This window comes from Clostridium sp. Marseille-Q7071 (assembly GCF_965112025.1).
In genome coordinates this window covers 2207056-2221373 of sequence record NZ_CBCOPR010000001.1, presented here as the reverse complement: position 1 = coordinate 2221373, position 14318 = coordinate 2207056, and the positions used below count along the sequence as shown (strand labels likewise).

Annotated in this window: 14 protein-coding genes; all 14 read right to left on the bottom strand. The window is 29.0% G+C overall.

Annotation, left to right across the window (positions count from 1 at the left end; genetic code table 11):
* Positions 1 to 84 precede the first annotated feature (84 nt).
* A complete protein-coding gene (locus ACWPW7_RS10390) occupies positions 85 to 603 on the bottom strand; it encodes an adenine phosphoribosyltransferase (protein WP_454053461.1) in 519 nt (172 codons plus the stop codon).
* A gap of 172 nt (positions 604 to 775) precedes the next feature.
* Complete coding sequence (locus tag ACWPW7_RS10385) at positions 776 to 1660, bottom strand: DHH family phosphoesterase (RefSeq protein WP_454053460.1); 885 nt, start codon at positions 1658 to 1660, stop codon at positions 776 to 778.
* Positions 1661 to 2428: 768 nt separating this feature from the next.
* On the bottom strand, positions 2429 to 3304 hold the full coding sequence (gene secF, locus ACWPW7_RS10380) for a protein translocase subunit SecF (protein WP_454053459.1): 876 nt from the start codon (positions 3302 to 3304) through the stop codon (positions 2429 to 2431).
* A 4-nt stretch (positions 3305 to 3308) separates the two neighbouring features.
* Positions 3309 to 4571, bottom strand: a complete 1263-nt coding sequence (secD, locus tag ACWPW7_RS10375; protein ID WP_454053458.1) for a protein translocase subunit SecD — start codon at positions 4569 to 4571, stop codon at positions 3309 to 3311.
* A 236-nt stretch (positions 4572 to 4807) separates the two neighbouring features.
* Positions 4808 to 6172 carry a thioether cross-link-forming SCIFF peptide maturase gene (gene scfB, locus ACWPW7_RS10370; RefSeq protein WP_454053457.1) on the bottom strand — a complete coding sequence of 455 codons (1365 nt, stop codon included), beginning with the start codon at positions 6170 to 6172 and terminating at the stop codon, positions 4808 to 4810.
* 58 nt (positions 6173 to 6230) lie between these two features.
* Positions 6231 to 6368 carry a six-cysteine ranthipeptide SCIFF gene (scfA, locus tag ACWPW7_RS10365; RefSeq protein WP_010292964.1) on the bottom strand — a complete coding sequence of 46 codons (138 nt, stop codon included), beginning with the start codon at positions 6366 to 6368 and terminating at the stop codon, positions 6231 to 6233.
* A 43-nt stretch (positions 6369 to 6411) separates the two neighbouring features.
* A complete protein-coding gene (locus ACWPW7_RS10360) occupies positions 6412 to 6780 on the bottom strand; it encodes a TIGR04086 family membrane protein (RefSeq protein WP_454053456.1) in 369 nt (122 codons plus the stop codon).
* Between the two features lie 54 nt (positions 6781 to 6834).
* Positions 6835 to 7125 carry a preprotein translocase subunit YajC gene (gene yajC / locus ACWPW7_RS10355; protein ID WP_454053455.1) on the bottom strand — a complete coding sequence of 97 codons (291 nt, stop codon included), beginning with the start codon at positions 7123 to 7125 and terminating at the stop codon, positions 6835 to 6837.
* Positions 7126 to 7182: 57 nt separating this feature from the next.
* Positions 7183 to 8313 carry a tRNA guanosine(34) transglycosylase Tgt gene (tgt, locus tag ACWPW7_RS10350; protein ID WP_454053454.1) on the bottom strand — a complete coding sequence of 377 codons (1131 nt, stop codon included), beginning with the start codon at positions 8311 to 8313 and terminating at the stop codon, positions 7183 to 7185.
* 198 nt (positions 8314 to 8511) lie between these two features.
* Positions 8512 to 9537, bottom strand: coding sequence for a tRNA preQ1(34) S-adenosylmethionine ribosyltransferase-isomerase QueA (queA, locus tag ACWPW7_RS10345; RefSeq protein ID WP_454053453.1), 1026 nt, complete (start codon positions 9535 to 9537; stop codon positions 8512 to 8514).
* Between the two features lie 79 nt (positions 9538 to 9616).
* Positions 9617 to 10621 (bottom strand): Holliday junction branch migration DNA helicase RuvB, encoded by a 1005-nt coding sequence (gene ruvB / locus ACWPW7_RS10340; protein WP_454053452.1) that lies wholly within the window; start codon positions 10619 to 10621, stop codon positions 9617 to 9619.
* Between the two features lie 34 nt (positions 10622 to 10655).
* Positions 10656 to 11249 (bottom strand): Holliday junction branch migration protein RuvA, encoded by a 594-nt coding sequence (gene ruvA, locus ACWPW7_RS10335; RefSeq protein ID WP_454053451.1) that lies wholly within the window; start codon positions 11247 to 11249, stop codon positions 10656 to 10658.
* Positions 11250 to 11600: 351 nt separating this feature from the next.
* Entirely contained in the window at positions 11601 to 12236 is a 636-nt protein-coding gene (locus ACWPW7_RS10330) for a hypothetical protein (protein WP_454053450.1), read from the bottom strand.
* 88 nt (positions 12237 to 12324) lie between these two features.
* Positions 12325 to 14094: a M3 family oligoendopeptidase gene (locus ACWPW7_RS10325; RefSeq protein WP_454053449.1), complete on the bottom strand. Its 1770-nt coding sequence runs from the start codon at positions 14092 to 14094 to the stop codon at positions 12325 to 12327.
* Between the last annotated feature and the right edge of the window lie 224 nt (positions 14095 to 14318).

Here is a 14318-nt window from a genome sequence, read left to right as displayed (position 1 = left end):
TTTTTTACTAATAATAATATTATATAATAACCATTATATTTATGCAATTTGCTTTGTGTAATTTAGCAGTAACAATGTATTTTATTATAGGTTATATTGTACTACAGACATAATATCGTAGTTATCAATCTTTTCTCTTCCGTTCAAATCAGTAAGCTCAATAACAAAGTCTAGTGATACAACTTCTCCTCCAACTTCCTCAACAAGCTTAGCTACTGCTGAAACCGTTCCTCCTGTTGCTAGTAAGTCATCAACTATAGCAACTCTTTGTCCTGGCTTTATAGAATCCTTATGAATTTCTAATGAATCAGTACCATATTCTAAATCATATTCAACCTTCATTGTGTCATATGGTAATTTTCCCGGCTTCCTAATAGGTACAAATCCTATACCCATGGCATAAGCTACAGGTACTCCAAATAAAAAACCTCTTGCTTCTGGACCAACAATTAAGTCAATATTCTTATCCTTTAAGTGTTCTACAATTTTATCTATAGTTAATTTTAAAGCTTCTCCATCTTGTAATAAAGTTGTAATATCCTTAAAGCTTATACCTTCCTTTGGGAATCCATCAATAACTCTTATTTTATCTTTTAAATCCATCGTTATTCCCCCTCTATAATATTCTGCACGAACATCGTTATAGTAAGTAATTTAATCATACAGTTTATTATATATTTAAAACTATAATTTATGCAATAAGGCCTCTTAAATAAATTAACTATTATGATGACTAGTTATCTTTTAAGTTGCCTAAGCCTAATTTAATTTTTTATTATACAATTTGCAAATTCATCTGTATTTCTTTTTTATTAATTATTTTATTAGTCCTTTTTATCTCATTATATAAATACTTTGAAATTTGTTTTGCTCTATAGCTATCATTAGTAGTAAAAAGTTCTATAGCTATTTTTGCATTATCTATACGCCCCATAGAGTTTGACTTAGGAAATATATCAATAGTTAAATTGCTATTAATAAATTCTTCAATATTATTAACATTATTATCATCTAACAATGCTCTTATACCATAATTATTAGTGTAAGATAATTGTTTTAAACCTTCCTCAATTATGTAGCTATTTTCTCCCACTACAGGACTACCCTTAGATATAGTTCCTAGCATTACTAAATCTATATATTTATTTATACAACTCATTTTATAATAAGAGGATATAGTTTGTGCTAACTTATAGGCAACCCCTACTGCAGAGAGATTTTTAAAAGGATAGTTACATCCCTTTTGATTAGGATTAACTACAATTATATCTTCCATATCATTTGTAGTTTTATGATAATCAGTGACAATAATATCTATATTTAACTCCTTGCAAAGCGCTATTTCCTTTTCTGAGTTTATAGTTGAACCTACAGTTATTATAAGGTCTGCACCTAAGTACTTTATGTAATTTTGTATGTCATTATCATTTAAGTTTCTATTTGCTCTAGCTTCGTTAGGCTGAAAATACTCCACATCTGCATTAAGATATCTCAAAACTAAAATTAAAAGAGATATAGCTGTAATGCTATCAAAATCATAATAACCATAAACAACTATCTTTTCTCTCTCATTTATAGCTTGTATTATTCTTCTTAGAGCATTCTTCATACCTTTAAGTAATAGTGGATTATAGGTATTTCTAATGTAGTGTTCGTCCATAATATGCTCCTCCAAAATAATAGAAAACAAATATATTATAATTTAAAATCCTTGATATTACAAACCTTTTTACAAAAAAACATGAAAAACAAAGTTTTAACCGCTTGAAATAAAATAATTAGTGAAAATTGCTATAAATTATGATATAAAATAAGCTAACATAGTTCCTAATTATTTTTTCAAAATAACTTAAATTAAACTTTTATAAATTACAACTAAAAGTAATTAAAAATTCATCATTTTTATAAAGATTTATAGTTACAAATATATAACTTCAACTATAAAATATTAAACTTATATATTTATAACTATAGATATACTGCCACTAAATTTAATACATGCATTTATATAATTGCATTATTTAAAACTCACATCAATATAAAATTGATAATTGACTATGAACAATTGACAATTATGGTAAATTCTCAGCAGAGCATAAGAATTTTTTAACTGATTTATTTTATGAATTTTATTGTTTTCTTTTATATAATAAAAATATTTTTTCTTATAAAGCACTAAAAAGTTATGCTTTTTAACTAAATCTTTACAGAAATTAATTTGTCTAAAATTAATTTAATCATTAATTATCAACTGTCAATTTTCAATTAGTTAAAATGCCTTAGCCTCTTTCATACAATAAATTAAAATACTCTTATTTTTAATGTAATGTATCTATATAACATTCATATTTGTCATTATCATAGATTAAAAAAGTCAGAAATGGAATGTTCTTAATTCTCTTTCTGACTTTATTTTCTTTCTTAAAAACTATTTAGTAGCAGGAGACATCTTTCTTTTTTTTAGCATAACCCAAATAGGACTTGCTATGAAAATTGAAGAATAAGCTCCTGTTGCTATACCAACTATTAATGGAAATGAGAACTCTCTTATAGTTGGAACAAATATATAAACTGATGTTATAGTGAATAATGTAGTTAATGATGTATTTATTGACCTTGATAAAGTCTGATTAATACTTATATTAGCAATTTCATCCACGCTAACTTTTCTCATCTTCTTAGAATTTTCTCTTATTCTATCAAATATAACTATAGTATCATTTATAGAATAACCTACAATTGTAAGTATTGCAGCAATAAAAGGTGTGTTTACAGGAATACCTAAAATTGCATATACTCCTATAGTAACAAGAACATCATGAACTACAGCTATTATTGCAGCAGCTGCAAAATTAAATTCAAATCTCATGCCTATATAAACAAGCATTGCTAAGTTAGCTACAATTAATGCTAACAAAGTTTTTGTTTTTAACTCTTTACCTATTGTTCCTCCTATAGTTTCTTTATCTAGAATGGCACTATCATCTAATGAAAATTCCTTTTTAATTTCATTTACTAACTCATTGGTCTTTTCTTCATTAAGAACATCTGCTTGAACTATTATTTCAATTTCTTTTCCCTCATTTGCAATTTTCGTTGCATATTTATCCTTAGCATATTTATCTAAAATTGAATTTACTTTTTCTTTTTCAAACTGTTTGTTCATATTTATGTTTATTAGGGTACCACCTTTAAAATCTATACCAAAGTTTAACCCTTTAAATAAAGTAAAACCCATTCCAATTAAAATAACTAAAAGCGATATGGTAAACCATACTTTTGTTCTTTCTATTATCTTAACCATACTCCTACCCCCTCTTCACACCAAAATGGGAAGGTTTGCTAATAAGTCCCATTTCAATAGTTTTTCTTAATAAAAACTTGGTAACAGTAAGAGCTGTAAATATACTTATAACTATACCTATCATTAATGTTAAACCAAAACCTTTAACTGCTCCTGTTCCTACAAAGTACAATGATGCGGCAGCAATTATAGTTGTAATATTTGAGTCTAATATAGATGAAAATGCTTTATCAAATCCTGACTCTACTGAGGTTTTAATAGACTTCCCTGTTTTTAATTCTTCTTTAATTCTTTCAAATATAAGTACGTTAGCATCAACTGCCATACCTACCGTAAGTAGGAATCCTGCTATACCTGATAAAGTTAAAGTAACATTAAATACAGCAAAAGCCATAAGAAGTAAAACTACATATAAAACTATTGCAAAACAGCATACTACTCCTGGTGCTCTATAATAAAGCATCATAAATAACATTACAAATAATATTCCAACTACTGCTGCTTTTTTGCTTAGTCCTAAAGCTTCCATTCCAATAGTTGGGCCTACGGTTTTAACAGATACTGCTTCTACTGGTACTGGTAACGCTCCTGATTTTATTATATTTGCTATTGATTTAGCCTCTTCTAATGATGCCATTCCTGAGATAACTGCCTTACCTTCTCTTATAACTTGATTAACTACAGGATTAGTTAATACCTCTTCATCCATAGTAATAGCAATTTGTTTACCTATAAATTTTTCCGTTGCTTCAGCAAATTTTTTAGTTCCTTCATCATTAAGCTCAAGTCCCACTACAGATTTACCTTCTTGATCATAATGCGCTACAGCATCTTTAACATCTTTACCTGTAAGCACTACTTCCTTATCTGGTCCTACAAACTTTAGCTCTCCAGTTTTTCCAACAGTATTTAATACTTCCTTAGTATCGAATTGACCTGGTATTTCAATTCTTATTCTTTTTTCACCTTCGCGGGTTACTGCTATTTCACTAACACCTAGCTTATTAACCCTCTTAGAAATTAACTCTATAGTTCTATCTACTGTACTAGAATCAACTTCATCTGCTTTTATTTCCATAAGTAGAGACGAACCACCTTGTAAATCAAGTCCTTTATTTATTGCTGACCCAAAGGATTTAATTCTATAATCAAAGACTTCCAGTCCAAAGTAACCTGCATAAGCTAAAAAAGCTATTATACCTATAGCAATAATAAATAAAGCACTACTTTTACCTTTACCTTTCTTCATGTTTATCCCCTTTCCCATCTAAGTTAATCTTTACCTTTATAAGGCGTCTAAAATAAAATAACTAGGAAAAGATGCAACGAACATTTTGCGTCATACAAATACACATAACCTGCTGAGAGTAGTGCTATGAGCAGGTTGCACCGACGCAGTATGTCACAAAATAGACTAGCATACTGACCAATTATTTTTTTGAGGATGCCTAAGGTAAATTATATCTCCTATAAAAATAATAGTCAATGTTTTCAAAGATTACATTACTCTTCCATAAGTTTTGTTTTTAAAGCAATGGCACACTCTACTCTTTTCTTTTGCATTTCACATCCTACTTCATAAGGTTTATGCATATCTCCATTGAAGTTAAAGTTATTTGCTTGACATCCTCCACTACAATAGAATCTTGCCCAACACTTTTTACAAGTTGGTTTATTATATATGTGAGCATCCTTAAAAGTCTGAACTAAATTTTGATTTTTTATACCATCATAAATATTTCCTAGTAAATAATCTTCATTTCCAACAAATTGATGACAAGGATATATGTCTCCATCTGGCGTAACAGCTACATATTCATGACCTGCACCACAGCCAGAAATTCTCTTATAAACACATGGTCCGCCTTGAAGATCAATATTAAAATGATAAAATCTAAATCCTTTTCCCTCTTTATGTCTTCTTAGCATATCCTCGTATAATTTATCATATTGTTCAAATATTATTGGCAGATCTTCACTTCTTAGAGATAATTCATGTTCGTTTGGAAGAACAACAGGTTCAATAGATATTTCTTCAAAGCCTAAATCAGCCATATGTTTAACATCCTCAAAGAAGTCTGTATTTTCTCTTGTAAAAGTTCCTCTTACATAATAAGATTTAGATTTATCTCTCATATCCACCATCTTTTTTATTTTAGGTAGAATACTATCATAGCATCCGCTACCATCTACTCTTATTCTTACTTTATCGTTGATTTCTTTTCTTCCATCAATACTTAAAACTAAGTTACCCATATTTTCATCTAAATATTTCATATTTTCATCATTTAGTAAAGTAGCATTAGTTGTCATTGTAAATCTTATATTTTTATTATAGATTTTTTCTTGTTCTCTAGCATAATCAACTATTTCTTTAATGGTACCAAAAGCCATTAGTGGTTCTCCGCCAAATAAATCTATCTCTATATTTTTTCTACTTCCTGAATTTGCTATAACAAAATCTATCGCTTTTTTCCCAACTTCAGGTGACATTGCTTTTCTACATCCATGATACTCACCTTCATCTGCAAAACAATACTTACATCTTAAGTTGCAATCATGAATTATATTTAAGCAAAGAGCCTTTATATAAGATGGACCTTGTCCACTTTTTTTCGCTATATTTTCGTATAAATCTAATGAATATAATATACCTTCGCTAACAAGTTCTTTAAGTTCATTGTAAACTTCTTCAATCTCTTCTATAGAATATTTTTCTTTAAACTCTTCAATTAACTCTTCTTTACTTCTCAATTTATTTTCATCGAGTAAATCATAAACTAGTTCATCTACTACATGTACTGCTCCAGAATTTACATCTATTACATAATAATCATTACCTTGTACAAATTTATGAATTAGTGACATTTTTTTCCTCCTAGCTAAATATAAAGCAGTAACCCTAAGTTACTGCCTTTTCTAAATATTAGTTTTCACAAGCTAAGTTAGCTACTGTGCATGAAGTTTTACATGCTGATTGACAAGAGTTAGCACACTCTTTGCATCCTGGCTTCTTTAAGCTTTCTTTAATATTTGATTTGTTTACTGTTTTGATGTGTTTCATATTGTGATTTCCTCCATCCTAATTATTTATATCTATATAAATTTTATAGATTTACAGCTATCATTCCAGAAAGGGCACCAACAATTAGTGCTAAAGCTAATCTTACAAATTCTTTTATGCCAAAAGCAAACTCTCTACCGCATATTATGCCAACTATAAAAATCGCTAACATGTAAAAAAGAGCAACTAAAATCCCCATTAACCATCCATTATGGCCTGCTTTCATAGTAGCATATATAGTACCATAAAGGATACTTAATGTTGTTAACACCACAAAAAATACCGATGTTACCACAGTATTGACAGAAATAAAACTAGCAATTAGTGAATAAATCACTAAACAAAACATGGTTAAAATAAAGGCTCGTAACACTCCATGCCCTATACAAGAATATTTTATTTTTTTTAACATTTATAATACCCCCCATCTATTTAATACATATGAATAGATGGGAGAAATTATTCATTAATCTTCTTTAGTTAAAGCTACTTCTGATGCTTTTACAACATGACTGATACCTTGTTTTGCTATTTTAATTCTAGCTCTATCAGGACCACTCTCTAAAATAATGTGATCATCTTGTATGTTAACAATTTTTCCCATTATTCCGCCTTTAGTCATTATTTCATCATTCATCTTTAAACTTGTTAACATTTCTTCATATTTTTTTCTTCTTTTCTTCTCTGGCATAAAAACCATGATGTAAAATAATCCCAACATCAATACTATAGGTAATAAACCAATTAATTGTTGCATAATCTCCCTCCTTTCAGTTCCTTATATTATATCTAAATAAAATTTAACATTGGCATATTATGCTTTTCCACCCCATTGAGATAACTTTTCATTTTTAAAATCTTCAAAGTAATCTCCATCAATAGCAGCTCTTATATCTTCCATAAGCTTGTTATAGAAATATAAATTATGTAATACACAAAGTCTCATTGCAAGCATTTCCTTAGCTTTAAATAAGTGTCTTATGTATGCTCTTGTATAAGATTTACATGCTGGACATTGACACCCTTCATCTATTGGATTATCGTCAAGTTCAAACTTTGCATTCATAAGATTTATTTTACCATATTTAGTGAATACGTGTCCATGTCTTCCATTTCTAGCTGGAAGCACACAATCAAAGAAATCTACTCCCCTTGAAACCGCTTCTAAAATATTACTTGGAAGTCCTACTCCCATTAAATAAATCGGCTTATCTTCTGGAAGATGTGGAACAACTGCCTCAATTATTCTATACATTTCCTCATGGGTTTCTCCTACTGCAAGACCTCCGATAGCATAGCCATCTAAATCCATTTTAGAAATAGTTTTAGCATGTTCTATTCTTATATCTTCATAAACTCCACCTTGATTTATTCCAAATAACATTTGTTGCTTATTTATAGTATTTGGAAGGGAATTTAATCTATCCATTTCTTTTTTACATCTTTCAAGCCATCTTGTTGTTCTTGCCACGGATTTTTCAACATACTCTCTTGAAGATGGATTAGGAATGCATTCATCAAAGGCCATTGCTATAGTTGAAGCTAAGTTGCTTTGAATCTGCATACTTTCTTCAGGTCCCATAAATATTTTTTTACCGTCTATATGAGAGTTAAAATAAACTCCCTCTTCTTGTATTTTTCTCATACTTGATAATGAGAAAACTTGAAATCCACCTGAATCTGTTAATATTGGCCTATCCCAATTCATAAACTTATGTAATCCGCCCATTTTTTTTACCACTTCATCACTAGGTCGCAAATGTAGATGATATGTATTTGAAAGTTCAACTTGGCATCCTATTTCTTTTAAATCCATTGATGATACTGCACCTTTAATAGCTGCAAGTGTGCCAACATTCATAAACACAGGAGTTTGAATCACTCCATGAGCTGTGGTAAATTCCCCTCTTCTCACATTTCCACTTTTCTTTAATAATTTATACATAACTAAAAATCTTCCTCCTAATTAGTTAAGGCATCTGAAATAAAATAACTGTTCAAAGATACGACGTCTATTTTTGTATTAGACAAGAAAATAGGTTTCGCTCATAGTTTAAGCTATGAGTGAGTTCTGTTGACGTAGTATGATAGAAGATAGACTAGTATACTGACTAGTTATTTTTTTGAAGATGCCTAGAGTTATTCAGTGTAAAAACATTGCATCTCCAAAACTGAAAAATCTATATTTATTCTCTACTGCTATTTTATAAGCATTCATTACAATATCTCTATTTGAAAAAGCACTAATTAACATTATAAGTGTTGATTCTGGAAGATGAAAGTTTGTTATAAGTGCATCTACAATTTTAAATTTATATCCTGGATATATAAATATATTTGTATATCCAGATGCTTCTTTTACTCTTCCATTTTCGTCACTAACACTTTCTAGTGTTCTATTAGAAGTAGTTCCTACCGCTATTACTCTCTTTTCTGCTTCCTTTGTGGCATTTATAATATCAGCAGTTTCTTTAGAAAGATAATAATACTCTGAATGCATTTCATGCTCTTCTATATTTTCCGCTTTAACCGGTCTAAATGTTCCTAATCCTACATGTAAAGTAATAAATACAACTTTAATTCCCTTGCTTTTTATTTGCTCTAAAAGTTCTTCTGTAAAATGAAGTCCTGCTGTAGGTGCTGCAGCGGAGCCAACCTCTTTTGAATAAACTGTTTGATATCTTTCTCTATCTTCAAGTTTTTCTGTTATATATGGTGGAAGTGGCATTTCACCTAACATATCTAAAACTTCCTCAAAAATTCCCTGATACTCAAAGTGAACTTTTCTATTACCATTTTCTAATACTTCAATTATTTCAGCTTTAAGTTCACCATTACCAAAAATAAATCTTGAACCTAATTTCGCTCTTTTCCCTGGCTTAACTAGTGTTTCCCATATATCTTTTTCTAATCTTCTTAAAAGAAGAAATTCCATTTTAGCTCCTGTTTCTTCTTTTATTCCATGTAATCTGGCTGGTAATACTCTAGTATCATTTAAAACTAAAGTATCTCCTTCTTCAAAATAATCTATAATATCTTTAAATTTTTTATGTTCTATTTCTCCATTAATTTTGTTTACCACCATAAGTTTAGATTCATCTCTTTTTTCAAGTGGTACTTGAGCTATAAGCTCCTGTGGTAAATCAAAATAAAAATCTTTAACCTTCAAATTTTACACCTCTTAAATTTAAAATAAATTTATTCCATAGGTAAATTATTGTACCATTATATGAATAATATAACAAATACTATTTTTTCTCTGGCATTTTTCTTCCTAAATGATTATAGGCTTTAGCTGAAGCTACTCTTCCCCTAGGGGTTCTAATTATAAATCCCTTTTGAATCAAGTAAGGTTCATAGACATCTTCAACAGACCCCAGTTCTTCACCAATATAATAAGCTAAAGTCTCAATTCCTACTGGCCCCCCATTAAAATTATCTATAATTGCTTCTAAAATTTTATTATCTATTTTATCAAAGCCTTCACAATCAATTTCCAAAAGTTCAGATGCTGCTTTTACAGTACTAAAATCTATGACTCCGTTACCCTTTACTAGAGAATAATCTCTTACTCTCTTTAGAAGTCTATTTGCTATTCTTGGAGTGCCTCTTGATCTTTTAGCAATTTCTATAGCTGCATTCTCTTCAATAGAAACATTTAAAATATTAGAAGAACGAACAACTATTTCTTTAAGCTCCTCTTCATTATAGTATTCCATAGGAGAAAGTACTCCAAATCTATCTCTAAGAGGAGAAGTTAAAAGTCCTACTCTTGTAGTTGCACCTATCAATGTAAATTTGGGTAAATCCAATCTAATAGATTTAGCAGAAGCTCCTTTTCCTATAACTATATCTAAAGAGTAATCTTCCATAGCAGGGTATAAAATTTCCTCTACTGCTCTATTTAATCTGTGTATTTCATCTATAAATAACACATCAAAATTAGAAAGGCCAGTAAGTATGGCAGCTAAATCCCCTGCCCTTTCAATAGCTGGTCCTGAAGTTACTTTTAGGTTTCCTCCCATTTCTTTTGCTATAATATTAGCCAAAGTAGTTTTTCCAAGTCCTGGCGGTCCATATAATAATACATGATCTAATGGTTCTTCTCTCATCTTTGCTGCTTTTAGAAATATATCTAATCTTTCTTTAACCTTTGACTGTCCTATATATTCTTTTAATCGCTGAGGTCTTAATGAATATTCAACATCTAAATCTTCTTCTCTTAGCTGAGAAGTAATTACTCTATCTTCCAAAAGAAGTTCACTCCTTTAAACTTTCCATAGATAGTTAAGACATTAAATGTCTTAAACATTTCTTAATCATCTCTTCAACAGTTCCATCTTTACCAACAGCTTTAACTGCTTTTTCAGCTTCTTTTTCTGAGTACCCTAAAGCTATTAACGCCCCAAACACTTCATTTACTATTGAATCCATCTCTATTATGGTTTCATGAGCTACATCATCTTCCATCATATCTTCTAAGTGAATTTTATCCTTAAGCTCCAATATAATTCTTTGTGCTGTTTTCTTTCCCACGCCTGGTGCTTTTGTTAAAGTCTTCTCATCTCCCGTTAAAATGGCGTATTTTAAATTTCTAACAGTGCATATAGATAAAAGAGAGAGAGTTGCTTTTGCACCTACTCCATTAATAGTTAATAACAAATTGAACATTGCTAATTCATCTTTAGTTATAAAGCCATAAAGTCCAATAAAATCTTCCCTTACAATTTGCTGAACATAAAGCAAGACTTCTGAATCAGTAGGTGGCATTTGAGACATTGTATTTCCTGAAGTAAATATTTTATAACCAATATTATTATTATCTACAATCACATAATCCTTATTTATACCAATAAATCTACCTTTTATATATTCATACAAAATAATCACCCTCCTACTTTAATTTACAACTACATATTACTTTACCATCTTACCTTATACAATTCAACAAAAAACCTTATTGAATTCACAATGCTATACAGTTGAAAATTGTTGATGCTTCTCTTTTATAAGATAAGTTTTGAATTTATTTATTTTTGAAGCGGCCCAGCCACTTTTATTAAAAACTCTATTTAAAGAAATTAATTTTAACTACAACTGTGAATTGTGGACTGTACATTATTCTAAATGTTAAATTAAAATACTTAAAATCTAAAAAGTCTTAAGAATCTTTCATTCTTAAGACTTTTTAAATCTTTGTTTATATTTGAAAATTAATTTTAGAAACATGATTTATGAACTACATAATGCTTGTGCATATTCTATTGCTTCATCTTTAGTTTTAAATTGGTATTCTTTTTTACCTTTATATAAAGATTCCACAAGATTTCCTTTATCCTTTATATAATCTAAAGTTATTGCTTTATTTTCTTCACTTCTTACATTTTTAATTAAAGGTTCCTCAATAGTTATATTTCCGTCCTGTTTTTTATTATATATAACTACATTATTCTCTCCTATACCTATAAAGTAATTATCAACTTCATAGTTATACCCTTCAATCTCTTTTATAAAAATAACTTGATCCTTTGTAAACTTCTCTAACTTATATCCATAGCTTTTATAAATTTCCTCTAGCTCTGATTCCTTTAATCCATTAAGTTTGTCTTTATCTCTCTCTACCATTTCATTCATTTGGTTATCTTCTATAAAATCTTTACAGTTACTGTATTTAATAAAAAATTCTATTTTATTCTTTGAATTAAATTTTAATGGCTTAGAGCTTGTAGAGCTTGCCTCCTTAGCTAAAGAATAAACATTTTCTCCCTTTAATATATTAGTATATACAAAATAACTTGATAAAAAGATTATTATACCACCAAGAATATATGTTAATATTTTTTTGTTTTTTAATAACTTTTTGAACATAAAATAAATCCCTCCTTATTGAGGGATTTTATCCATAATTAGCTTATTTATACATGTCAACTACAATAATTTGTAATTTTTTTCAAATTTATTTGCTTAATTCTATGAATTTTTCAATATCTTCTTCAATAACTTTTAATGAACTTCTCCAAAAATCTATTGAATGTACATCTATATTCATTAGCTTAGTAAGATTAGCTATATCCATTTTTCCTGTTAAGCTCAATAATTTATCATATTCTTTTATAAATTCTTCTCCTCTTTTTAGGTAATCTGCATATAATCCCTTAGCAAATAATAATCCAAAGGCATATGGGAAATTATAAAAGCTTAAGCCAGCACTATAATAGTGTCCCTTACATAACCACATATATGGATGTAAATATTCTTTATCTAAACCATCACCATAAGCTTCAAGTTGGGCATTAATCATAAGTTCTTTAAGCTCAGCACTACTTAAAGAGCTTTCTTCTCTCCTATTAAATAAATTAGTTTCAAATATATATCTACTTAATATATCCACAATAACTTGAGTACTATCACTGATTTCTGCTTCTAAAATTGAAAAAGCTTCTTCTTTACTAGCAGTTTTAATAGCAGCCTTTTTAATTATTGTTTCGCAAAATGTTGATGCTGTCTCTGCTATAGGCATAGGATAATCACTGTTTAAGATGCTCTCCTCTTTTAAGCACTCTCCATGATAACCATGTCCTAGTTCATGAGCAAGAGTAACTACATCACTAAAGGTATTTCCATAGTTAAGCATTAATCTACTTTCTCCTAACATATGAAGTCCAGCACAAAATGCTCCTCCAACCTTACCCTCTCTAGGATAAACATCTATCCAGTTATTATCAAAAGCTTTTCTCGCAAAATCTGCTAACTTATCACTAAAAGTTCTAAAGTTATCTTCAACAAATACTTTGCCCTTCTCATATTCAAATTTCATATCTACATTACCCATAGGAGCAAATAACTCATAAAAAGGCAATCCATTTTCATATCCTAAAAGTTCTGCTTTTCTCTTTAAATATTTTCTAAAAATAGGTAGGCTTTCCTTCATTGCTGAAATCATAGCATCTAAAGTCTCTTTATCCATCCTTGAATTAAATAGTGTTTCCTCTAGTGGAGATCCAAATCCTCTTAATTTACAAACAGTTATAACTTCACCTTTTATTCCATTTAATGAAGCCGCCACTGAATCCTCTATTTTCTCATAGCCTTTAATTTCTGCTTCATAGGCTTTTTTCCTTATATCTTTATTTTTATCATAGGCTAAATTTCTAACTACTGATAATGGAAGTTCTTTTATTTCTCCCTCTTCTTCAATGTCAACTTTTAAATTGGAAACTAAAAGCTCCATCATTTTATTCCAAGCTGAAGATCCACTATTACTCATTTTAGCAATAATACCTTCTTCTTTATCACTTAGTGTGTATTTACTTCTTTTAGATATTTCATTTAAATAATACTCATGTTCTTTTAATAATTGAGAATCTTCAATTATATGCTGTAAATTTTCAATAGAACCTATAAATTTATTTATTTTAGCCAGTGGTTCAGCTGTTTCACTATATTTATTTTCAAGTATCTCTAAATTTTTTAGTGCAATTTCATTTTTAGTATCTACACTAATAGTAAGTGAAGCATAGCTAAATAATTTATTAAACAAAGTGGTCATATTTTTATAGAGAGAAATGTACTCTTCTAAAGTTTTTTTCAAATTACCACTACAACTTAATTGATTTCCAAAATCCTTAAAACTGTGGATATAATCCTCTAGTTTAGCCATATCTTCTTTAAATACAATACTTTCAAAGGAATCATATAGTTCCTTTAAACTCCATTTATGCTCCATTTTTTCTCCTCCAATTCAATATAACTTTAGGTTAGAAAATTTATTAAATTAGTCTATTATTCTAGTTTTCTTTAAGTATATATTAGTATCGTAAAAAATAACTAGTATATTGAGTAACCTGTTTAATCTTATACTCTAATTACTACGCATATATATTAAATCCCTTTTATTATATATTAGAAAGTTTATAAAAATATATTTAAATGTAAAAATTTATTTGAAAA